At 71.9% G+C, this 24,337-nt stretch carries 7 protein-coding genes; 4 read left to right on the top strand and 3 right to left on the bottom strand.

The window, feature by feature from the left end; all coding sequences use genetic code 11:
• Positions 1–7: 7 nt before the first annotated feature.
• Positions 8–18,754 (bottom strand): amino acid adenylation domain-containing protein, encoded by an 18,747-nt coding sequence (locus ACH4TV_RS20605; protein WP_398400018.1) that lies wholly within the window; start codon positions 18,752–18,754, stop codon positions 8–10.
• 167 nt (positions 18,755–18,921) lie between these two features.
• Here ACH4TV_RS20605 and ACH4TV_RS20600 point away from each other — a divergent pair, with 167 nt between their 5' ends.
• The 4 genes from ACH4TV_RS20600 (at position 18,922) to ACH4TV_RS20585 (ending at position 22,724) form a co-directional block, all read left to right on the top strand.
• Positions 18,922–19,947, top strand: a complete 1,026-nt coding sequence (locus ACH4TV_RS20600) for a FecCD family ABC transporter permease (RefSeq protein WP_398400717.1) — start codon at positions 18,922–18,924, stop codon at positions 19,945–19,947.
• Between the two features lie 2 nt (positions 19,948–19,949).
• Positions 19,950–21,056 carry a FecCD family ABC transporter permease gene (locus ACH4TV_RS20595; protein WP_398400016.1) on the top strand — a complete coding sequence of 369 codons (1,107 nt, stop codon included), beginning with the start codon at positions 19,950–19,952 and terminating at the stop codon, positions 21,054–21,056.
• Positions 21,057–21,135: 79 nt separating this feature from the next.
• Positions 21,136–21,990 carry an ABC transporter ATP-binding protein gene (locus ACH4TV_RS20590; RefSeq protein ID WP_398400715.1) on the top strand — a complete coding sequence of 285 codons (855 nt, stop codon included), beginning with the start codon at positions 21,136–21,138 and terminating at the stop codon, positions 21,988–21,990.
• Positions 21,987–22,724, top strand: a complete 738-nt coding sequence (locus tag ACH4TV_RS20585; protein ID WP_398400014.1) for a hypothetical protein — start codon at positions 21,987–21,989, stop codon at positions 22,722–22,724. Before ACH4TV_RS20590 ends, ACH4TV_RS20585 begins: the two co-directional genes overlap by 4 nt.
• A gap of 14 nt (positions 22,725–22,738) precedes the next feature.
• On the opposite strand, the gene ACH4TV_RS20580 is transcribed toward ACH4TV_RS20585, so the two are convergent.
• Together ACH4TV_RS20580 and ACH4TV_RS20575 are read right to left on the bottom strand one after the other, a co-directional pair.
• Positions 22,739–23,284, bottom strand: a complete 546-nt coding sequence (locus ACH4TV_RS20580; RefSeq protein WP_398400012.1) for a GNAT family N-acetyltransferase — start codon at positions 23,282–23,284, stop codon at positions 22,739–22,741.
• Between the two features lie 65 nt (positions 23,285–23,349).
• Positions 23,350–24,297, bottom strand: a complete 948-nt coding sequence (locus tag ACH4TV_RS20575) for a methionyl-tRNA formyltransferase (protein WP_398400010.1) — start codon at positions 24,295–24,297, stop codon at positions 23,350–23,352.
• Between the last annotated feature and the right edge of the window lie 40 nt (positions 24,298–24,337).

Raw genomic sequence — 24,337 nt, 5'->3', positions numbered from 1 at the left:
AGTGGGGTCAGTGCTGGTCAAGGGTTTCGGCGCGGGCGACCAGCGCCCTGAGCGCCCGGAACCAGGTCTCCGCCAGGTCCCGGACCGCCTCCTCGGACAGGACGGCCGCGGGCCACGACAAGTGCGCGGCCAGGACCGGGCCGTCGGCGCGGTCCTCGGTCACGACGTTGAGTTCCAGGGCGTGGCCCTCCCGCATCTCCGGCTCGGCGCCGATGTCCGAGACGTCCTCTTCCGGAGCGTACGACCAGTCCGTCGCCTCGGGGATTCCGAAGCGGCCGAGGTAGTTGAACTCGATCGCCGGTGCCGCGAAGCCCGCCAGGACAGGGGCCGTACGGGGGTTGAGGTGGCGGAGCATGCCGTAGCCGGCGCCGTTCGCGGGCAGCGAGCCGAGGTGGGCGCGCACCCGGGCGAGTGACTCCTCGATCTCCGGCCCGCCCGCCAGAGCCGCGTCCAGGTCGACAGGACCGGGATCGAGGAGGACCGGGAAGACGCTGGTGAACCAGCCGACCGTACGGGACAGGTCGGCGTCCCCCGCCAACTCCTCGTCGCGGCCGTGGCTTTCGAGGTCGACGAGGACCGGGCCCTGTTCGCCGTCTCCGTGGCGCCGCCGCCAGTCGGAGACGGCGAGGCCGAGGCCGGTGAGGAGCACGTCGTTGACGTTCGCGGTGAAGGCGGCGGGCACCGCGGACAGCAGCGGGCCGGTGTGCTCGGCGGGCAGCCGCAGTTCCAGTCGCCGTACCGTGCCGGCCGTGTCGCGGGCCGGGTCGAGCGGCCTGTCGAGCGGGAGGGGCGTGGCTCCTTCGAGTACGCCGGTCCAGAACGGCAGTTCCGCCTCGCGGGCCGGATCCTGGGCCAGCTCTTCGAGCCTGCGGGACCAGGTGCGGAACGAGGTGTCGACGGGCGCGAGCGTCGTCGGCCTGCCTGCCTCGACGTCGGTCCAGGCGGCGGCCAGGTCGGGCAGCAGGACGCGCCAGGACACACCGTCGGTGACGAGGTGGTGGGCCATCAGGAGGAGCCTGCCGGGCTCCGTGCCCGCGTCGAACCACACGGCCCGCACCATGGCGCCCGTGTCCGGGTCCAGGGTCGCGCGGGTGGCGTGAGCACGCTCCCCGACGACCGCCCGCAGCTCGTCCGCGTCCATTCCGGCGACGTCGACCCGCTCGATCCACGTCCCGGTGTCCACCGATCCGGCCGCCGGCACTTCGAGGCTCCAGTCACCGGTTTCCGTACGGACGAGGGTGCTGCGCAGCATGGCGTGCCGGTCTGCGAGCGCCAGGAGCACGGCGGCGAGCTTGTGCCGGTCCAGGGCGGCGGGCGTCTGGACGAGGGCCGACTGGTGATAGCTCTTGAACGGGCCGCCCAGTTCGCGCAGCCAGTGCATGACCGGCGTGAGCGGTACGGTGCCGATCCCCTCGTCCACGGGACGGGCGGCGGCGGAGCCGGTGGTCGTCGCCACCTCGGCGAGAGCGGCCACCGTACGGTGGCGCAGCACGAGACGCGGAGTGATCCGCACGCCCGCCGCCCGTGCCCTGCTGACCAGTTGCATAGCCATGATGCTGTCGCCGCCGAGCGCGAAGAAGTCGTCGTCGACGCCGATCTCGTCCAGCCCGAGCACGTCGGTGAAGACACCGCACAGGGCCTTCTCCACCGCGGAGCCGGGTGCCCGGCCCGTGGAGAGGGCGGCGAAGTCCGGGGCGGGCAGGGCCGATCGGTCCAGCTTGCCGTTGGCGAGTTCGGGCAGCCGGTCCAGGAGGACGACGGCCGCCGGCACCATGTGGTCGGGCAGATGCCTGCCGACATGGGCGCGCAGCCGCCCCGGGTCGGGGAGTTGCCCCGGTACGGGGACCACGTACGCCACCAGCAGCTTCCGCGTGCCTTCCTGACGCACCGTCACCACGACCTGGGCGACGTCCGGTTCGGCCGCGAGCACGGACTCGATCTCGCCGGGTTCGATACGGAACCCGCGGATCTTGACCTGGTCGTCGGCCCGGCCGAGGTAGTCCAGGTATCCGTCGGCGGTCCAGCGGGCCAGGTCGCCGGTGCGGTAGAGCCGGGAGCCCGGTTCGCCGAACGGGTCGGCGACGAAGCGCTCGGCGGTCAGCGCGGGGCGGTCCAGATAGCCACGGGCGAGGCCGCCGCCGGCCAGGTACAGCTCGCCGGTCACGCCGGGCGGCAGGGGTTGCAGCCGGTCGTCGAGGACGTACGCCCGGGTGCCCGCCACGGGGCGGCCGACGAGCGGCCGGTCGCTATCGCGCACCCGTGCGACCAGGGCGTCGACGGTGGACTCGGTGGGTCCGTACAGGTTGAACGCCTCGGTGCCGGTCAGCCGCCCGAGCCGCTCCCACAGCGCCATGGGTACGGCCTCGCCGCCGACGCCGACGACGGCGAGGGGGCAGCTCCCGTCGTCCCGGACGAGGCCGGTCTCGGCCATCTGTGCGAAGAACGACGGCGTGACCTCCAGGAAGTCGAAGCCGTGCTCGACGACAGCTGCCGCGAGCAGCTCCGGGTCACGCCGGGTCTCGTCCGACACGACGTGCACGCAGTGCCCGTCGAGCAGCCACAGTTGCGGCTGCCAGGAGGCGTCGAAGGAGAACGCCCAGGCGTGTCCGGCTCGCAGATGACGGCGGCCGGTGGTGGCCTTCGCCGGTGCGTACAGGGTCTCGCGGTGGCTGTGGAAGAGGTTGCCGACGGTCTCGTGGGTGATGACCACGCCCTTCGGGCGGCCGGTGGAGCCGGAGGTGTAGATGACGTACGCCGGGTGGCGCGGGGTGAGGGGCGCGAGGCGGTCGCCGTCGAGGAGGTCGGTCGCGTCCTGGGCGGCGAGCAGTTCGGCGGTCGCCGGGGCGTCCAGCTCCAGCATCGGCGGGCCGTCCGCGGGGAGTCGCTCCGCGATGCCCGTCGTGGTGAGCGTCAGCACCGGGCGGGCGTCGGCGAGCGTGTCGCGGAGGTGGTCGGCCGGTGCGTCCGGGTCGAGCGGCAGATAGGCGGCGCCGGCCTTCTGGACCGCCAGGATGGCCAGCAGCGTACGGGCGGTGCGGGGCAGGGCGAGCGCCACGAGCCGCTCGGGTCCGGCGCCCTGCGCGACCAGCAGCCGGGCGAGGCGGTTGGCCTTGGCGTTGAGCTGGGCGAACGTCAGCTTGATGCCCTCGGAGGCGACAGCGGGTGCGTCCGGCGAGAGCTCGGCCTGCCGCTCGAAGAGGGCCGGCACGGTGGTCGGCTCGGAGAGCAGCGGCCGGGCGTTCCACTCGGTCAGGATGCGGCGGCGTTCGGCGGTGCCGAGGATGTCGATCCGGCCGATCGGGGCGTCGGGGGCGACGACCACGGCCCGCAGCAGCCGGACCAGTCGCTCGCCGATCGCCTCGGCGGTCGCGGGGTCGAACAGGTCGGTGCTGTACTCCAGCACTCCGTCGACGCCGTCTCCGCCGGCACGTTCCACGAAGTCGAAGGAGAGGTCGAACTTGGCGCCGGCCGCGCCGATGTCCTCCCGTCGCGACTCCAGCCCCGCGAAGCCACCCCCGTCGACGCCTGCGGCCAGGTACACGACCATGACCTGGAAGAGCGGATGCCGGGACAGCGAACGGGCGGGGCTGAGCATGTCCACGACCCGCTCGAACGGCACCTCCTGGTGGTCGAAGGCGGCCAGGTCGGTCTCCCGCACCCGGGCGAGCAGTTCGCGGAACGCCGGGTCGCCGGAGGTGTCGGTGCGCAGCACCAAGGTGTTGAGGAAGAACCCGACCAGATCCTCCAACACCTCTTCGGTGCGTCCGGCGATCGGGCTGCCGAGGGGGATGTCCGTGCCGGCGCCCAGCCGGGTCAGCAGTGCCGCCACCGCCGCCTGGACGACCATGAACATACTGACGTTGCTCGACCGGGCCAACTCGCGCAGCCCTGCTGTCAGTTCCGCGTCCAGGGCGATGTCGGCCGTGCCACCGCGGTAGGTGGCCTCCAGCGGGCGCGGCCGGTCGACGGGCAGGGCGAGCTCCTCGGGGAGCCCGTCCAAGGTCCGCTTCCAGAAGGCGAGTTGACGGAAGGCCAGGCTCTCCTGGTCCTTCTCGTCACCGAGCAGCGCCCGCTGCCACAGGCTGTAGTCGGCGTACTGCACCGGCAGCGGCGCCCGCTGGGGCGCCCGGCCCGCCGCGCGCGACTCGTAGGCGGCGGTCAGGTCGCGGGTGAGCGGCGCGTCGGACCACTCGTCGCCCGCGATGTGGTGGAGCAGGAGCAGCAGGACGTGCTCGTCCTCGGCGGTGCGGAAGAGGTGCACGCGGAGCGGTGCTTCCCGGTCCAGCTCGAATCCGTACGAGGCGGCCTCGGCGAGCCGCTCGGCGAGTTCCTCCTCGCTGCGGACAGCCTCGGTCGTCACCTCGACACAGGCCTGTCGCGGCTCCAGGACCAGCTGGTACGCCCGCCCGTCCTCCTCGGGGAAGACCGTGCGCAGCGGCTCGTGCCGGGCGACCAGGTCGTCGACGGCCAGTCGCAGCGCGTCGGCGTCGAGCCGTCCGGTGAGGCGCCAGGCGAGCGGGATGTTGTACGTGGGGCTGGGCCCTTCCACCCGGTACAGCACCCACAGGCGCTGCTGGGCGAAGGAGAGCGGCATCCGCTCCGGCCGCTCGGCCGGTGCGAGGACGGGCAGGCCGGCGCCGGTCTCCTCGCCGCCTTCCCTGAGGCGCTCGGCGAGCCGGGCGACCGTGGACGCCTCGAACACCGTACGCAGCGAGACCTCGACGGCGAGCACGGCCCGGATGCGGGCAGCCAGTCGCATCGCGACGAGGGAGTGCCCGCCGAGGGCGAAGAAGTCGTCGTCGACGCCGACGCGTTCGAGGCCCAGGACGTCCGCGAACAGGCCGCAGAGGATCTCCTCACGCGGGGTACGCGGCAGCCCCTCGCCGGTCCCGGTCCCGGCCGCCGGCGTGAAGTCGGGGGCGGGCAGGGCACGGCGGTCGAGCTTGCCGTTGGGGGTCAGCGGCAGCGCGTCGAGGACGACGAAGGCCGCGGGGACCATGTGCTCGGGCAGCTCGGCCGCGGTGTGGCGGCGGAGTGCGGCGCTGTCGATACCGGAGGGGGTGGCGGGGACCACGTACGCCACCAGCCGCTGGTCGTTCGCGACGACGACGGTGTGGGCGACGGTGTCGTGCCGTACGAGGACGGTCTCGATCTCACCCAGCTCGACACGGAAGCCGCGGATCTTGACCTGGTCGTCGGTCCGGCCCAGGTATTCGAGCGTTCCCTCGGTTGTCCAGCGTGCCAGGTCACCCGTGCGGTACATGCGTGAACCGAGTTCACCAAACGGGTCCGCTGTGAACCGCTCGGCCGTGAGACTCGCGCGCCCCAGGTAGCCACGGGCCAGCTGAACACCGGCCAGGTAGAGCTCTCCCGCCACACCCGGCGGCACCGGCCGCAGAGCGCCGTCGAGGACATACGTACGCGTGTTCCACACCGGGCGGCCGATCGACACCCGCTCCGTCGTCTCCGTCACCTGGGTCGCGGTGACGTCGACCGACGCCTCCGTCGGCCCGTACAGGTTGTGCAGCTCGGCCGGCAGCAGGGCACGGAACCGCTGGGCCAGTTCGTCGGACAGCGCCTCCCCACTGCACAACACCCGCCGCAGACCCAGGCAGCTCTCCGCCGCGGGTTCCTCCAGGAACATCTGGAGCATCGACGGTACGAAGTGCACGGTCGTGATGCCCTGCTCCCGGATCAGCCCGGCCAGGTACACGGGGTCCTTGTGCCCCTCGGGCCTGGCGACCACCAGCGCGGCGCCGGTGATCAGCGGCCAGAAGAACTCCCACACCGAGACGTCGAAGCTGGACGGCGTCTTCTGCAGGACGCGGTCGTCGGCATCCAGCCCGTACTCGCCCTGCATCCACAGCAGACGGTTGACGATGCCCTCGTGCGGCACCACAACGCCCTTGGGACGCCCGGTCGAACCGGAGGTGTAGATGACGTACGCCGGGCTCAACGGGTCGTAGGAATCAGGCAGTTCACCGGTCGCGGGTCCGTCCGGCAGCGCATCCCGGATCACGGCCACCGGACGGGCGTCCGCCAGCATGAACGCCAGCCGCTCCTCCGGATAGTCGGCATCGAGGGGCAGGTAGGCCCCGCCCGCACGGTGCACCGCCAGCAGCGCCACCACCAGATCCACCGAGCGGGGCAGCGCGACGGCAACCGTTCGCTCCGGCCCGACTCCCATGCCGGCCAGCACACGCGCCGTGCTCTCGACGCGCTCGTCCAACTCGGCGTAGGTGAGCTGCTGTTCGCCGAAGATCAGAGCCGGCGCGTCCGGCGTGCGGGACACCTGCGCCCGGAAGAGCGCAGGAAGGCTGGTCTCCGCCACCTCGTGCGCGGTGTCGTTCCAGTCACCCAGAACCGATCGGCGTTCGGCGTCTTCCAGCACCTCCACGTCCCGTACCAGCACGTCGGGTTCGCCCGCGACCTGCGCCAGCAGCCGCACCAGCCGGTCGGCCGTTCGCTTGGCCGTCGTCTCGTCGCAGAGGTCGGTCGCGTACTCCAGGAGAAGCGCCAGGCGGTCCGACTCGTCCACGAAGGTGAAGTGGAGGTCGAACTTGGCCATGCCGGTGTCCATGTCGGACCACTCGGTCGGCATGCCGAGCACGTCCGGGTCGCCGTCGGGGCGGTAGTGGTAGCCGAGCATCACCTGGAAGAGCGGGTTGCGACCGGCCACACGGGCCGGGTTGACGGCCTCGACGACCTGGTCGAAGGGCAGGTCCTGGTGCTCGAACGCGGCCAGGGACGATTCCCTCACCCGTGCGACCAGTTGGCGGAAGGTCAGGTCGTCGCCCGACACATCCGTGCGCAGCACGAGGGTGTTGACGAAGAAGCCGACGAGGTCGTCCAGGGCATCGTCCGTGCGGCCCGCGATGGGGGCGCCGAGGGGGATGTCGTCCCCGGCGCCGAGACGGTGCAGCAGCGCGGCCGTGGCGGCCTGGAACAGCATGAACATGCTGGTGCCGGTGGCGCCCGACAGGTCGCGCAGGGCCAGACCCGTGTCGGCGGGCAGCTCCAGCCGGACCTTGCCGCCGCGCCCGGTGGGCTCGGCGGGGCGGGGCCGGTCCAGGGGCAGGTGCAGTTCCTCCGGGAGGCCGCGCAGGGTCTCGGCCCAGTGGGCGAGTTGGGCCTCGCCGACCTGGCCGAGCAGCTCGTCCTGCCAGAGGGTGTAGTCGGCGTACTGGACCGGCAGCGGCGCCCACTCGGGGGCGCGGCCCGCACGCCGGGTCCGGTAGGCGGTGGTGAGGTCGGCCAGGAACGGGCGGTCGGACCACTCGTCGGTGGTGATGTGGTGGAGGACGACGGCCACGACATGGTCGGCCGGTCCGATCCTCAACACCTCGCAGTGCAACGGGAGTTCGCTGGTGAGGTCGAAGGGGCGGCGCTGGGCCGACTCGATCCGGCCCGCCAGCTCCTCCTCCCCGCAGTCCGTCACGGTGAACTCGGGGTCGGCCTCGGCCGCCGGGACGATCTGCTGGTACGGCTCCCCGTCCTGCTCGGAAAACAGGGTCCTCAGCGCCTCATGGCGTGCCGCCACATCCCGTAGGGCCGACCGGAGTGCGTCGAGGTCCAGGTCGCCGCGGAGTCGGAAGACCAGCGGGAAGTTGTAGGCGACACCGCTGCCGGTGATGCGTTCGACCAGCCACAGACGACGCTGGGCGGCCGAGAGCGGGATGCGCTCGGGCCGGGCGACGGGGGCGACGGCCGGGCGGGCCGGGCCTGAGCTGTCGGCGCGGGCCGCCAACTGCTCGGGCGTGGGCGCCTCGAAGAGGTCCCGGATGGCCAGTTCGGCGCCCAGCTCGGTGCGGGCCCGGCTGATGAGACGGGTGGCGAGCAGGGAGTGCCCGCCGAGGTCGAAGAAGCCGTCCTCGGCGCCGACTTCGGGCAGGCCGAGCACCTCGGCGAAGAGCCGGCAGAGCACCTCTTCCTGCGGGGTGCGCGGTCCCCGGCCGGTGCCGAGGGCGACGGCCGGTTCGGCGTCGGGCAGGGCGCGTATGTCCAGCTTGCCGTTGTCGTTCATGGGCAGCCGGTCGAGGGTGACGAACGCGGCCGGGACCATGTACTCGGGCAGCCGCTGCTTGAGGTCGTCGCGGAGCTGCCGGATCAGGCTGTTGGCATCGCGGGCAGCCGTCGGGGAGTTGGCGTACGGGGCCTCTCCACCGCCGGGAAGGTAGAGCCCGGCGGTCAGCTGAGGTACCTCACCGGTGACGAACACGGCATCGTACGTGCCGTGTTGGCCGGACCAGGTGGTCAGGACACGGTGCCCGAGTTCGGCGGCGAGGTCGCGCAGCATCTCCGGGTCGACTCCCCCGGGGGTACCGATACGGGCGTCGGGGATGCCGGTGAGGCGTACCGGGGCCGTGGTCAACAGGTCGGCCAACTCGCCGCTGTCGACAGCGGCTTGATGGGCCTCGTAAGGAACGGCCGGCACATCCGCCAACCGCAGGCCCGGCTCGTCGGCGTAGAGCACGGCGTCGTAACGGTAACGGGTGAGTTCGTTGTGGTGGCGGGCCTGCTTGGTGCGCAGGTCGACGCCGTAGCCGAGGGTGGTGAAGTAGTCCGGGTCGACGAGGAGTTCCTTCTCCAGACGCAGGCCGCGTTCGACGGCCCGGCCCAGCGCGTCGCCACTGACGCCCTTCGCCTCCTGGATCTCGGTCTGGAAGGCGCGGGCGAGCCGCAGGTTGCGGACGTCGCCGACGAACAGCGCGCCGCCGGGGGCCAGCAGCTCCATCGCGCCCCGGATCACCGAGGTCAGGTAGTCGATGCTGGGGAAGTACTGGATGACGGAGTTGATGACGATGGTGTCGAAGTAGCCGTGGCCGGGCAGGCCGGTGAGGTCGTCGGCGGGCTGCGCGCGGAGAGTGATCCTGGCCGCCAGCTCCGGGTCCTGGAGCAGCTCCTGGCCGATCTTGCGGATGACGGGGGCGGCGAAGTCGGTGGCCCAGTACTCCTCCGCGTCCGGGGCGAGCTTGGACAGCAGCAGGCCGGAGCCGACGCCGATCTCAAGGATCCTGCGGGGTCCCAGGGAGCGGATGCGCTCCACGGTGGCCTCGCGCCACTCCCGCATGTGGTCGAAGGGGATGGGCTGTCCGTCGTACGAGGAGTCCCAGCCGGCGTACTCCTCGGTGAAGACGGCGGTGCTGATCTCCTCGTACTCGTCGGAGTAGATCTCCTGCCATTCGCCGACCTGGTCGCGTTCCGCCACGGACCGCTCGGTGCCCGCGAGTTGGGCGGGGACGACGTATCCGACGAGGCGCTCGTCGCGGACGATCACGGCGGCGTGGGCGACCCGCTCGTGCTGGGCGAGGGCGGTCTCGATCTCGCCCAGTTCGACGCGGTAGCCGCGGATCTTCACCTGGTCGTCGGTGCGGCCGAGGAAGTCGAGGTTGCCGTCGGGGTTGCGGCGGACCAGGTCTCCGGTGCGGTACATGCGCTCGCCGGGTTCGCCGAAGGGGTCGGCGACGAACCTTTCGGCGGTGAGCGACGGCCGGTCCAGGTAGCCGCGGGCCAGGCCGATACCGGCGATGTACAGCTCACCCGGCACGCCCTCGGGCACCGGTCGCAGCCAGGCGTCCAGGATGTGGGCGCGGGTGCCGCGGATCGGACGGCCGACGGTCGGCGTGGCGCTGTCGAGGGTGCCGCCGCCCAGGGTGTTGATGGTGTACTCGGTCGGCCCGTAGAGGTTGTAGCCGTACGTGCCCTCGGTGTCGCGCAGCCGGTTCCACACCGTCTCCGACACGGCCTCGCCGCCGAGCAGCACCAGCGGCGGGCGGTGACCCTCCAACAGGCCCTCCTCGATGAGGAGATGGGCGTAGGTCGGGGTCACGTTGACGACATCGACGCGATGACGCTCGCAGTAGGCGACCAGAGCCTCGGCGTCGCGCCTCAACTCCTCGTCGCAGATGTGGACTTCATGCCCCTCGACCAGCCACAACAGCTCCTCCCACGACATGTCGAAGGCGAAGGACACAGTGTGCGCGATGCGCAGCCTGCGTCCGCCCGCCGACGCGATCGCCGGTTCGAAGATCTCCTTCTGGTGGTTGAGCTGCATGTTGGTCAGACCCCGGTACGGCGTCACTACGCCCTTGGGGCGGCCGGTGGAACCGGAGGTGTAGATGACGTACGCCGGGTGCTCCAGACTGAAGGAGACGGAGACCAAGTCCCCCGGGAGCGCGGCCAGTTCGGCGGCGATCACCGGGTCGTCGAGCAGCACACGGGGTGTCTCGCCCACCAGGCGCGCCGACACGGCGGCCGTGGACAGCAGCATCGCCGGGCGGGCGTCGTCGAGCATCGCGGCGAGCCGGTCGTCCGGGTAGTCCAGCTCCAGCGGGAGGTAGGCGGCCCCCGTGCGCAGTACGGCGAACAGGGCGACGACCATGTCCAGGGAGCGGGGCAGGCCCAGGGCGACGACCCGCTCGGGAGCGGCGCCCCGCGCGATCAGCAGACGGGCCATCTGGTTGATACGGACGTCGAGTTCGGCGTAGGTGAGGGTCTGTGCGCCGAAGACCAGTGCCGTGTCGTCCGGAGTGGCGGCGGCCTGGGCGGCCAGCAGGTCCGCGATCGTGTCCGTGGGGTCGGGGACCCGTCCGGCGGCCCGCTCGTGCTCCAACTCGGTGTGCTCGGCGGGCAGTAGCGGGTCGAGGCGGCCCACCGGGGCGTCGAGGTCGTGGGTGAGGCGGTCCAGGAGGAGGGTGAAACGGTCGAGGAGGTCCTGGGCCTGTGGGCGGGCGATGACATCGGCCCGGTGGGTGAGGGTGACCTGGATGGAGCGGCCCGGGGTGACGACGAGGTTGACCGGGTAGTGGGTGGCGTCGACGTTGGCGACGGCGGCGGCGCCGTGCCGGTCGCTCAGTTCGGCGAGCCGCTCCTCGGTGTCGCTGTTGCGCAGCACGAACAGCGTGTCGAACAGCCGCCGGTGCCCGGTCTCCGCCTGGAGGACACCAAGGCCCAGGTACTCGTACGGCATCACCGCGAGCCGCTCGTCCTGGACGCGGCGCAGCAGGCCGAGCACCGGCTCGGCCGGGTCGTAGGCGATACGGGCGGGGACGGTGTTGAGGAACATGCCGATGACGTTCTCGATGTCCGGCACCTCGCTCGGCCGGCCGGCGACGGTCGTGCCGAAGACGACGTCGGTACGTCCGGTCGCGCTCGCCAGGGTGAGCCCCCAGGCGGCGTTGAGCACGGTGTTGAGGGTCAGCCCGTGGAGCCGTCCGATGGCACGCAACCGGTCGCCCACCGCGTCCGGGACGAGGACGTCGAGGCTGGCCGGGATGTCCGGTTCCAGGCCCTGGTCGGCGGCGGCGAGCAGCGTGGGCTCGTCGAGTCCGGCGAGGGCGCGGCGCCAGGCGCCGGTGGCGACGGCCGTGTCCTGGACCTCCAGCCAGGTCAGGTAGTCACGGTAGTTGCCGGGGGCGGGCAGGGTGCTCGCGTCGCCGCCGTTCTCGTACAGGGCGAAGAGCTGGTCGAGGAAGATCCAGGCGGACCAGCCGTCCCAGAGGAGCAGATGGCGTCCGACGATGAGCCGGTCGCCTCGGTCCGCGCCGAGGCGGACGAGGAGCATGCGGAAGAGCAGCGGCCGGGTGAGGTCGAAGCGGCGGGAGCGCTCGGCGTCGGTCAACTCCCGCAGCCGTACGTCCTGTTCGGCCTTCGGCAGCCCGGACAGGTCGACCTCTTCGAGCGGGATCTCGGGGTCGCGCACGATGAACTGCACCGGCTGGCGCAGGCCTTCACTGGTGAACCCGGCGCGCAGGCTGGGGTTGCGGTCGAGCAACACCCGTACGGCGGTGCGCAGTCGGTCAGTGTCGAGGGGTACGGCGAGGTCGAAGGACTCGTGGACGGTGTAGACGTCCAGGGCGCTGTCGTCGTACGTGGAGTGGAAGAACAGGCCTTCCTGGAGGGGGGCCAGCGGCCAGATGTCCTCGACGGGGGCGGGGCTGAGCCGGTGGACGCGCTCGGTCTCCTCGGCCGTGAGGGTGAACGAGGAGCGCAGGGCGGCCACTTCGGCCACGGGCGCCGCCGCTGCCGCGAGGGCGGCGGGGGTGCGGTGTTCGAAGACGTCACGCGGGTTGAGGTCCAGGCCGGCCCGGCGGGCGCGGCTGGAGACGCCGATGGAGGTGATGCTGTCGCCGCCAAGCATGAAGAAGTCGTCGTCGATACCGACCTCTTCGAGCTTCAGTACGGCGGCGAAGATCCCCGTGAGGGCGTGTTCCCGTTCGTTGCGCGGGGCGCGCGTCTCGGCCCGTACCGCCTGCGGGGCGGGCAGCGCGGCCCGGTCGAGCTTGCCGCTCGGGGTGAGCGGGAGGGCGTCGAGGACGACGTAGGCGGCCGGGATGACGGCGGCGGGCAGTTCCTGGGCCAGTGCGGCCTGGAGGTCGGCGGGCGGCGGGACGTCGGCGTCGCGGGCCGGGACAACGTACGCGACCAGTTGGCCACCGGTCACGGTGACCGCGGACTGGGCAACCGTCGGCTGACGGGTCAACGCGGCCTCGATCTCGCCGAGTTCGATGCGGTTGCCCCGGATCTTCACCTGGCGGTCGGTGCGGCCGAGGTACTCGATCACACCGTCGGCGCGGCGCCGTACCAGGTCACCGGTGCGGTACATGCGCGCACCGGGCTCGCCGTACGGATCGGCGACGAAGCGCTCGGCGGTCAGTTCCGGCCGGGCGTGATAGCCGCGCGCCAGCTGGACACCCGTCAGGTACAGCTCGCCGGGGACCCCTTCGGGCGCCGGGCGCAGGCAGGAGTCCAGCACGCGCAGACCCGTGTTCCACACCGGACGCCCGATGGGCACGGTGGTGCCGGGCGTGCCGTCGTACGGGTGGTACGTCACGTCGACGGCGGCCTCGGTGGGGCCGTACAGGTTGTGCAGCGGTACGCCGGTCAGCTCGCGCCAGCGGGCGGCGGCGGCGCCGGGCAGCGCCTCGCCGCTGCTGAAGACGTTGCGCAGGGAGGCGGCCCAGATCGGGTCGGCGGTGATCTCGTCGGACTGGAGGAAAGCCTCCAGCATCGACGGGACGAAGTGCATCGCGGTGATGCCCTGTTCGCGGATCAGTTCGGCCAGATAGGCCGGGTCGCGGTGCCCGTCCGGGCGGGCGAGGACCACGGCGGCGCCCTCGCACAGCGCCCAGAAGAACTCCCAGACGCTGACGTCGAAGCTGGCCGGGGTCTTCTGCAGCACCCGGTCGGCTGCCGTCAGTCGGTACTCGCCCTGCATCCACGCCAGCCGGTTGAGGATCGCCCGGTGGGTGACGACGACACCCTTGGGACGGCCGGTGGAGCCGGAGGTGTAGATCAGGTAGGCCGGGTCGTCGGGGTGGGCGGTGAGGGGTGCGGGGCCTTCCTCGGACGACGGGGCGTCGAGCAGCAGGAGGGCGTGCCCTGACGGGAGTTGAGGGGCGGTCGCCGAGGTGGTGACCACGGTGGCGGCGCCGGAGTCGGCGAGCATGTGGGCGACGCGGTCGGCGGGATAGTCCACGTCGACCGGCAGATAGGCGGCGCCGGCCTTCAGAACGCCGAGCAGCGCGACCATCAGCTCCGCCGAGCGCGGTACGGCGACGGCGACGACCGTGCCGGGGCCCGCGCCCCGGGCGGTGAGACGCCGGGCCAGCTCCCCTGCTCGGGCGTCGAGTTCGGAGTAGGTGAGCGTCTCGCCCTCGTACACGACCGCCGTGGCCTGCGGGCTGCGGGCCACCTGTGCCTCGAAGGCCGCCGCGAGGGTCGTGCCGGGGATGTCACGGTGTTCGCCGGTCGGGTGGGCGCCGAGGAGTTCCTCGGCGGACAGCAGGTCCACGTCGGCGACGGACTGGCCCGGGTCGGCGGCCAGAGCGTGCAGGATGCGGGAGAGACGGTCCGCGATCCGGCGTACGGCCTCGGCGTCGAGCCGCTGGGCGTGGTGCTTGAGCCGCAGGTCGAGCCGTTTGCCGGGCTTGACGATGAGGGCGAGCGGATAGTGGACGGCGTCGTGGAACTCGTGGCCCGTCAGCCGGAGCGTGCCGGTCGGGTCGGCGAGGCCGGTCGCGCCCGGGTAGTTCTCGAACACGACGAGGGTGTCGAAGAGTTCACCGGCGCCCGCGAGGCCCGCGACGCGCTGGAGTTCGGCGAGGCCGAGGTGCTGGTGGTCGAGGAGCTGGGACTGCTCGTCCTGGAGGCGGCCGAGGAGACCGGCGAGGGTGTCGGAGGGTTCCCAACGGAAGCGCGTCGGGAGGGTGTTGATGAACAGGCCGATCATCGACTCGATGCCCTCGACCTCGGCGTCACGCCCCGAGACCGTCGTACCGAACACGACGTCCTGACGTGCCATCAGCCGCCCGATGAGCAGCCCCCAGGCGCCCTGGACGACTGTTCCCAGGGTCACGCCGTGCTCGCGCGCCCGCGCCGCCAGCCTGGCGGTCACCTGCTCGGACAGTTCGAGGCGGATCTGCGCGGGCTCGACGGGCGTACCGTCGGCCGGTGTCTCGACGAGCCTGGTGGGCTCCTCGACGCCCGCGAGGGCCGTACGCCAGGCGTCACGTGCCGCCTGGCGGTCGGCGGTGGCCAGGCGGCGCAGGTAGGAGCTGTAGGGCGCGGGTTGCGGCAGCGCGGCCGGGGTGTCCCCGTAGGCGGCCATCAGTTCGCGGTGCAGGACGGGCAACGACCAGCCGTCGGCGACGATGTGATGGAACGTCAGGAGCAGGCGGCTGCGGTGGTCGTCGAGGCGGATCAGCGCGCAGCGCACCAGGGGCGGGTGGGCGAGGTCGAAGCGGCGGGCACGCTCGGCGGCGGCGACCGCGTCGGCCAGCGGCACGCGGGCGGGCCCGTCGTGGACGGTCAGGTCGACTTCGCGCCAGGGCAGGTCAAGTCCTGCGGCGATGATCTGCACGGGCTGCCCGTCCGGGCGGCGGCGGAAGCAGGCGCGCAGCGGGGCGTGCCGGTCCAGGACGCGCTGGGCGGCCCGGCGCAGGGCTTCGCCGTCGACCGGTCCGGTCAGGTCGAGTGCCTGCTGGACGACGTACGCGTCGAGGTCCGTGCCGTCGACGAGGGAGTGGAAGTAGAAGCCCTCCTGGAGGGGGCTCAGCGGCAGTGACTCCTCGACGGTGACGGGGAACTCGCCCTGGATCTCGGCGAGTTCGGCGTCGGTGAGGCTGACCAGCGGGGCGTCCGGCTCCGCGTCCTCCCGGACGGGGACGAGTTCGCCGGCCGCTGTCGCCAGCGCGGCGACCGTGCGGTGCTTGAAGACGTCCCGGGAGCTGAGGCGCAGGCCTGCCCGGCGGGCGTGGACGAGGAGCTGGATGGCGGTGATGCTGTCGCCGCCGAGGGCGAAGAAGTCGTCGTCGATGGTGGCGGAGCGCAGACCGAGGACGTCGGCGTAGGCCGCGCACAGGAGTTCCTCGCGGGCGTCGCGGGGCGGCCGGCCCGCGCTGAGGGCGCCGTAGTCGGGCGTCGGGAGCGCGGCGGAGTCGAGCTTGCCGCTGGGGGTGACCGGGAGACGGTCGAGGGGGACGACGGCCGCGGGGACCATGTACTCGGGGAGGTGCTCGGCCGCGTACGAACGCAGCGCTCTCATCAGGGCGTTGACGTCCCGGAAGGGGGCGGGGCGGTTGGCGTGCGGGGCGGTGCCGGAGGGGCGGTAGAGGCCGGTGAGCGGTGTGTCGCCGAGGGCGAACACGAGGTCGAGGCTGCCGTCGTCGGCGGTGCCGTTCCAGGTGACGGCGGTCCGGTGGCCGTAGCGGGCGCCGAGTGCGTGGAAGACCTCGGGGTCCGGGGCGTCGGCCGTACGGCTGCTGTCGTCCAGGGCGGACAGTGCGGCCAGGTCCTCGGCGAGACGGGCATTGGGCACGCCGGTGACGCGGAGGAGTGCGGGGCCTTCGGCCAGCTGGGCTTCGAGTGCCCCCGGCCCGCTCCAGACGATCTCCGTACCGGAAACCGGCTCCGCAGCCGGGGTCTGCTTGCTGAGCACCACGTCGTACCGGTACCGCGTCAGTTCGTTGTGGTGGGCGCCGCGCTTGACGTGGATCTCGGCGTCGAAGCCGTCGAGGGCCGCGAAGTAGTCGGGGTCCAGGAGGAGTTCGCCCTCCCAGGCGACCGACCGCTCGACGGCGGTCCGCAAGGCGTGCTTGTCCTCGGCGTCACCGGTGCGGCGGCTCTCGACGGCGGCGCACAGGCAGCGCAGCAGCCGGGCGTTGCGCACGTCGCCGACGAACAGCCGGCCGCCGGGGGCGAGGAGCGTGCCGACCGCGCGGACGACATCGGTCAGATAGTCGGCGCTCGGGAAGTACTGGGCGACGGAGTTGATGACGACGGTGTCGAAGTGGGCGGCCGGCAACCCCGTGGTGTCATGCGCGGGTCGGGCGCTCAGCCGTACCCGGTCGGCGAGTTCCGGTACCGCCTCGACCTGGGTGCGCAGGGCGCGTACGGCCTCCTCGGAGAGGTCGGTGCCCCAGTACTCGTCGCAGTCGGGCGCGAGGCGGGAGAGGATCAGGCCGCTGCCGACGCCGATCTCCAGCACCCGGCGGGGTGCCAGGTCCGTGATGCGGGCGACGGTCGCCGCCCGCCACTCACGCATCTCCTCGACGGGGATGGGCAGCCCGTCGTACATGCTGTTCCAGCCCGCGAAGTTCTCACGGAGGCCCGCCCCGCCATCGGTTCCGCCTTCCGATCCGGCGGCGGAGTAGAGCAGTTCGTGGAGGTCCTTCCACTCCTGCACCTGGTCGGCGGTGTCGTGGCCGGCGGTGTCGCCGTCCAGTGCGGGTACGACGTACGCGGCGAGGCGCCGGTCACCGGGCCGGTCCTCGCGCACGACGACCGCGGCCTGGTCCACGGCCGGGTGGGCGCGCAGTACGGACTCGATCTCGCCCGGCTCGATGCGGAAGCCGCGGATCTTGACCTGGGAGTCGGCGCGGCCGAGGAACACCAGGCGGCCGTCGGCCTGCCAGCGCACGAGGTCGCCGGTGCGGTAGAGGCGTTCGCCCGGTGCGCCGAACGGGTCGGCGACGAACCGCTCGGCGGTCAGGTCGGGCCGCCCGAGGTAGCCGCGGGCGAGGCCTGCGCCGCCGAGGTACAGCTCGCCCGGAACACCGGCCGGGACGGGCTGCAGGCGGGCATCGAGGACGTAGGCGCGCGTGCCGGGGTCCGGGAGGCCGATGGGGACGATGGAGCCGGCCGGGATGTCGGGGTCGCACAGGCCGAGGGTGGAGTTGGTGGTCGCCTCGGTGGGGCCGTACGCGTTGAACATCATCCTGCCGCGCGCGTACCGTCCGACCAGCTCGGGCGAGACGCGTTCGGTGCCCGCGAGCAGGGTGGCGGGCGGCAGTTCGACGCCCTCGGGCATCGCCGCGAGCAGGGCGGGCGGCAGGATCATGAACGTGATGCCGTGCGCGTGGGCGTAGTCGGCCAGCGCCGGTCCTGGCACCCGGCGTTCGGACGGGACGACGACGAGCCGACCACCGGAGAGCAGACCGAGGCACAGGTCCCAGAACGCCACGTCGAAGCTGGGCGAGGCGAACTGGAGCACCCGGCTGTGCGGGCCGATCCCGAACCGCTCGGTCTGCGTGGCGACCAGCTTGGCGACACCGGCGTGGGTGAGGACGACGCCCTTGGGGCGGCCGGTGGAGCCGGAGGTGTAGATGACGTAGGCAGCGTTGGTGATGGTCAGCGCGACCGAGTCGGCTCCTGCCGGCTGATGCCCCTCCAACTCCCTCACGGTGTCCGGCGCGTCGAGGACCAGGACGTCCGTGCCGTCGTTCGCCGGGATGTCCGCGGCGACCTCGGCGGTGGTGACCAGGCAGACGGGGTGGGCGTCGGCCAGCATGTAGGAGATGCGGTCGGCCGGGTAGTCGGTGTCCACGGGGAGGTAGGCGGCGCCGGACTTCAGCACCGCGACCTCGGCGACGATCAGCTCTGCCGACCGGGGCACCGCGAGGGCGACCACGCGCTCGGGTCCGGCCCCCCGTGCGATCAGAGCGGCCGCCAACCGGCCCGCACGCTCGTCCAGTTCGGCGTAGGTGAGCTCGGTGTCCTCGAAGACCAGCGCGATGTCGTCCGGGCGCTGGCGTACCTGGTCGGCGAACATCTCCGGCCAGGTGCGCAGCGGGACGGCGTGGTCGGTGTCGTTCCACTCGCGCAGGACGCGGTGACGCTCCTCGGCGCCGAGCAGGTCCAGTTCGCCGACGGGGGCGAGCGGACGGGCGAGGGCGTCGGCGAGCAGGGTCGTGTAGTGGTCGGCCATGCGCTCGGCGGTCGCGGCCTCGAAGAGGTCCTGCCGGTAGGTCACGTACAGGTCGCCGTCGCGGACCTCGAAGGCGAGGTCGAGCCGGTCGCCGCCGTCCGCCGCGCCGAAGGCCGTGTTGAACAGCAGGCCGCCGCCCCGGGTGGGCTCCGGGCGCAACCAGGTGACCAGCGTGGCGTGTTCGACCCGGTGGGCGCGGGCGTCGTCGCGCGCCTCGGTCACCCGCCGTACGAGGTCCGCGAAGGACGTGCCGTCGTCGACAGCGAGCCGGAGCGGCAGACCGTCGTACCCGATGGTGATGTCCTGACCGCCGCTGTAGCGGTGCAGCAGGGCTGCGTACGCGGCCAAGAGGGCCGGCTCACCGACCGTCGCCGTCATCAACGGGCGGCTCAGTGTCCGCCGTTCGCCGGTGGGGTGCAGGGGGTACGGAAAATCGACCGGGAGAGCTGTCTCCTGCGGGAGCGGTGCCAGGCGCCGCCGCCAGAAGGCGGGGACCGCACCTTCCGCGCCGTCGTCGATACCGGGCACACGTGCTTCGAAACCGGACACAGGCGACCGTGCCTCCAGGGTGTACGGACCGGCTCAGCCGGAGGACCGCAGGCCATACTAAGGTAAGCATTACCTAACCAAAAGACCCCACTCTCGGCGGACCTGCTTCTCACCACTACGATTAAGGCCTGCCTAACCTAAGGGAGTTGCCCGTTGGAGACCGCACGGTGACGCGGGGCAGAAGAGTTCGCCCCCTTCTTCTCGTGGCAGTGCTCGGTGCCGTACTGCTCGGGCTGTGCCTGCTGTCCCTCGCTCTGGGCGCGGCCAGCATTCCGCCCGATCAGGTGGTGCGGGCGCTGTTCGGCGACGCGCCCAGCCGGTTCGTGGACAACGTCATCTGGTCGGCTCGGGTACCTCGTACCGCGCTCGGACTGGCGGCGGGGGCGGCGCTCGGACTGTCGGGGGCACTCATGCAGGCACTGACCCGTAATCCGCTTGCCGACCCCGGAATCCTCGGGGTGAGCGCCGGTGCCTCGTTTGCGATCGTGGTGGCCGTGGGGGTCCTCGGAATCGGGTCGTTCTACGGATACGTGTGGTTCGCGTTCGCGGGTGCGATGGCTGCCAGCATCCTCGTCTATCTGCTGGGCCGGCTCGGGCGTTCCGGGCTCACGCCGGTCAAACTGGCGCTCTCCGGCATCGCGGTGACCTCCCTGCTCTCCTCCCTGACCAGTGCGATCGCGCTGACCGACGCCGACGCGCTCGACCGCTACCGCTTCTGGTCGGCCGGTTCGATGGCCGACCAGGACGGCGAGACCGTCCTGCGGATCCTGCCCTTCCTCGCGGTGGGCGCGCTGCTGGCCTTCGCGTCCGCGCCCGCCCTCAACAGCATGGCCCTGGGCGACGACGTGGCCGCCTCGCTCGGCCGGCGGCTGGGTCTGGTGCGGCTCCAGGGGGTGACCGCAGTGACATTGCTCACCGGAGCTGCGGTCGCGGTCATCGGACCGGTCGTCTTCATCGGTCTCGTGGTGCCCCATGTCGCCCGCGTGCTGGCCCAGATGGCGGGCATCGGCCCCGACCAGCGCTGGCTGCTGCCGCTGTCCGCCGTGCTCGCGCCGAGCCTGCTGCTCACCGCGGACATCATCGGGCGTCTGGTGGCCCGGCCCGTCGAGGTCCAGGCCGGGGTGATCGTCGCCTTCATCGGCGGGCCCTTCTTCATCGCGCTGGTCCGGCGCCGGAACCTGGCGGAGGTGTGAGCATGACGAGTCCCAAGACCGCCGGCTCCGCGACGACAACGACTCCGGCGGCCGCTCTCCCTTCCGGCCGCGGCCAACGCACCTACCGGCTGGCTGTGCCTCCGGTCTCCGGGATTCTCCGTCCCCGCCTGGTGGCCGTCACCGCGCTCCTCGCCGTGGGCACGTTCCTCGTCTTCTGCTGGAGTCTGACGACCGGCGACTACCCGATCGCCTTCACCGACGTCGTACGCGCCCTGGTCGGCTCCGGCGACCCCGGCACGGTGCTCGTCGTCCAGGAACTGCGGCTGCCGCGTGCCCTGGTGGGGCTGCTGGCCGGGATCGCGTTCGGGATGTCCGGCGGGCTGTTCCAGACCATGACCCGCAATCCGCTGGCCAGCCCCGACATGATCGGCCTCACCCAGGGCGCGGGCACGTTCGTGGTCGTGGGCATCGTCCTGGGCTGGGACGGCGGCCTCGGCACCCAGGCGCTCGGGCTGCTCGGCGCGCTGACCACCGCTCTCGTCGTGTACACGCTGGCCTGGCGGCGCGGCACCACCGGCTACCGGATCATCCTGGTCGGCATCGGCGTCGCCTGGATCTGTACGAGCGCCACCGACTACCTCGTCGCCAGGGGCGGCCGGTTCCAGGCGCAGGCCGCGCTGGGCTGGCTGGTCGGCAACCTCAACGGCCGTACGTGGTCGCAGGTCGGCCCGCTCGCGCTCGCCCTGGCCGTCCTCGTGCCGACGGCGCTGCTGCTCGGCAGGCTGCTGCGCACGCTCCAGCTGGGCGACGACGTCGCCACCGGCCTCGGTACCCGCGTACAGCCCGTACGCCTCGGCATCCTGCTCACCGGCGTCGGGCTGATCGCCTTCGCGACCGCCGCCGCCGGACCGGTGGCCTTCGTGGCGCTCGCCGCCCCGCAGATCGCCCTGCGCCTCGCGCGCACCGCCTGGCCGCCCACGCTCGCCTCGGGACTGACCGGGGCGCTGATGGTCCTGGGCAGCGACCTCATCGCCCGTACGCTCATCTCCGGCACGGAACTGCCGGTCGGAATCGTCACCGGCGTGCTCGGCGCGCCGATCCTGCTCTGGCTGCTCGTCCGCGCCAACCGCGCGGGTTCAGGAGGCTGATCCCATGTCGACGGACCCCACGATGCCGACTGACGCCCTGTCGACGGCCAAGGCCACGACCACGACCACCGAGGACGCCATGCCGGCCGATCCCCTGCCCACCACCCCGGAGCCGCCCGCGGACCCGGACCTGAGAGCGACGGGACTGCGGCTGGCGTACGACAGCCGGGTGGTGGTGGACGGCCTCGACCTGGCCGTGCCGCCCGGCCGGATCACGGCCATCGTCGGCGCCAACGCCTGTGGGAAGTCGACGCTGTTGCGCGCCCTGGCACGGCTGCTCACCCCCAGCGAGGGCGCGGTCCACCTGGACGGCAAGGCTCTGCACTCCATCCCCTCCAGGGAGTTGGCGCAGCGCCTGGGCATCCTGCCCCAAAGCCCGGTGGCACCCGAGGGGTTGACGGTGATCGACCTCGTCAACCGGGGCCGTTCACCGCACCAGACGTGGTGGCGGCAGTGGTCGAAGGCCGACGAACAGGCCGTGCACGAAGCGCTCGCCGCGACCAACATGACCGACCTCGCGGACCGCCCGGTGGACGAGCTGTCCGGCGGTCAGCGGCAGCGGGCGTGGATCGCGATGGCGGTCGCCCAGGGCACCCCCGTACTCCTCCTCGACGAGCCGACGACGTATCTCGACCTGGCCCACCAGATCGACGTACTGGATCTGATCACCGACCTCAACCGGCGAGAGAACCGGACCGTCGTGATGGTCCTGCACGACCTCAACCAGGCCTGCCGGTACGCCGATCACGTCGTCGCCATGAAGGCCGGCCGGATCGCCGCGCAGGGCCCGCCGGCGGAGGTCATCACGGAGGAGACGGTGGAGGACGTCTTCGACCTGACGTGCCGCATCACCCTGGACCCCGTCAGCGACACCCCGATGGTCATCCCCATGGGCCGACACCACCAGGACGTACGTGCTAAGACGACCTCATGACCCTGAAGTCCAGCCGAACCGACGCCCGCACCTGGCCTGTTGAGCCGCTGAAGGAACTCTTCAGCGAGAGCTTCCCCCTGTTCATCACGGCCGACCGGCTGGTGTCGGAGTACATAGGCCGGGTCCGGGAGTTGTTCCCCGCCTGGGACCTCACGCTCGTGGACGAGCACGAGGTGCCGGTGGCGGCGGGCTGGGGCGTGCCGGTCCACTGGGACGGGTCGGCCGAGGGGCTCCCGTCCGGGTACACGGACTCCCTGGTGCGGGCGGTCGAGGGCCACCAACAGGGTGTGACACCGGACACGTTGGTGATCTGCGGCGCGGTCGTGACCCCTTCCCTGAAGGGGCGCGGCCTGGCGGGCGAGACCCTGTCCGCCCTGCGCCGCACCGCCCTGGAATCCGGCCTGACCCGAGTGATCGCACCGGTCCGCCCGACGACCAAGGCACGCTATCCCCTGACACCGATCGAAAAATTCATGTGCTGGCGGCGCGCCGACGGAACAGCCCTCGACCCGTGGATCCGCGCCCACGAGCGCCTGGGCGCCGAGATCCTGGCTGCGGCCCCGCGCTCCCAGACGATGACCGGCACGGTCGCCGACTGGGAGGAGTGGACCGGCCTCGCCCTCCCCGAATCGGGCGACTACGTCATCCCGGACGGCCTGAGCCTGCTCCACGTCGACCGCGCCGCCGACGAGGGCGTGTACCAGGAGCCCAACGTCTGGATGCGGCACGTCTGACCTCGGGGTACCGGTCAGCGCCAGGCGCCGGCCCGGATCCCGAACACCACGTTGCGGCGCAGCGGCCCCTCCGGGACGGCCGGGTCGTCGAAGTCCTTGTCCGGGTCGTGGCTCATACCGAGTCGGCGCATCACCGCCTGTGAACGGAGGTTGGTGGCCGTCGTGATGGCCAGGACCTCTTCGAGGCCGAGGCCCTTCTCGTCGAAGGCATGGGCAACCACCGCCCGGGCGGCCTCGGTCGCATAACCGTGCCCCCACGCGGACCGGGCGAGCCGCCACCCCGCCTCGACCCCGCCGAACGCCATGTCGTCCTCCACGGGGTCCAGCCCGGCGAACCCGATGAACTCACCGGTGCCCACGACCTCCACCGCCCACCAGCCCCAGCCCCGTTCGTCGAGGCCGGTCTGGAAGTGGGCGGCGGAGGCATCGCTCTGCTCGCGGGTGAGGACGTCCCCGAGGTGCTCGCGGACCTCCGGGTCGGCGTTCATGGCCGCCCAGGGGACGAGGTCGGACGCGCGCCAAGCGCGCAGGAGGAGACGTTCGGTTCGCAGGTCTGGCATGGGAGCCATCCTGTCGTGATCACGAACCGGCGTCGATCACATATCCACCTGCCCGCGCCCCGCCCTCAGGGCCTGGCCGTCAGATACCCGCCCATCGTCCGGAAGTACTCCGTCGCCGCGATCTCCGTGCCGTCCTCCGTCCGGACCCTCTTCACCAGGAGCCCCCGCAGGCGTCCGTTCCGGGCCTCCGTGCCCGCGACGACGACGATTCCGTCGCCCTCGCGGATGAAGATCCGGCCCGGGGTGCCGCCGTAGCAGCCCTCGGAGACCTCGGCCTCGACGATGCGTATCCGCTGGCCCTTGTGATGGGTGAAAGCGTTGGGGTACGGGTCCGACTGGGCGCGGACCAGGCGTTCCAGGGCCTCGGCCGGCCAGGTCCAGTCGATGCGGCTGTCCTCCAGAGAACGCTTGTGGAAGAAGCTCGCGCGGCTGCGGTCCTGGGGAATCCAGTCCGCACGGCCGGAGGCGATGAGATCCAGAGACTCGTGGACGACCGGTGTGATCAAGTCCACAGTGCGATGGAAGAGGTCGGTCACCGTGTCACGCGCTCCGACCGGCACCGCGCGCTGAAGCAGCACGTCACCGGCATCCAGCTCCGCGTTCATACGGTGGGCGGTGACACCGACCTCCCGCTCGCCGTTGATGAGCGCCCAGATCAGCGGGGAGAAGCCCGCGTACGCCGGGAGCAGCGAGTCGTGGATGTTGAGCGTGCCGTGCGCCGGGAGGTCGAAGATCTCCGGCGGCAGCACCGTTCGCCAGTTGTTCGCGACGATCAGGTCCGGCGCCAACTCCCTTAGGGCAGCCAGGAGTTCGGGATCGTCCGGGCGATTGCGCAGCAGCACCGGGATGCCGTGCTTCTCGGCGAGGTCGGCCACCGAGTCGTCCCAGATCTTCTCGTATACGTGGTCGCTCTTGGGGTGGGTGACCGCCATGACCACCTCGTGATCGGAGTCCAGCAGAGCCTGGAGCGTGCGATGCCCCCAGGTCTGATAGCCGAACATGACGACCCGCATAGCCGATCCTTCCGTAGGACACACCATTGCAAGGTAAGGC

The organism is Streptomyces sp. NPDC020898 (genome assembly GCF_044333925.1).
Lineage (GTDB): Bacteria > Actinomycetota > Actinomycetes > Streptomycetales > Streptomycetaceae > Streptomyces.
The sequence above is the reverse complement of the archived record's forward strand: the minus strand, read 5'-3'. Positions and strand labels throughout refer to the sequence as shown.

Coding starts and splice junctions, on each gene's coding strand:
- ACH4TV_RS20595 (WP_398400016.1), top strand. CDS start 19,950: ATGACGAGTCCCAAGACCGCCGGCTCCGCGACGACAACGACTCCGGCG.
- ACH4TV_RS20590 (WP_398400715.1), top strand. CDS start 21,136: ATGCCGGCCGATCCCCTGCCCACCACCCCGGAGCCGCCCGCGGACCCG.
- ACH4TV_RS20585 (WP_398400014.1), top strand. CDS start 21,987: ATGACCCTGAAGTCCAGCCGAACCGACGCCCGCACCTGGCCTGTTGAG.
- ACH4TV_RS20580 (WP_398400012.1), bottom strand. CDS start 23,284: ATGCCAGACCTGCGAACCGAACGTCTCCTCCTGCGCGCTTGGCGCGCG.
- ACH4TV_RS20575 (WP_398400010.1), bottom strand. CDS start 24,297: ATGCGGGTCGTCATGTTCGGCTATCAGACCTGGGGGCATCGCACGCTC.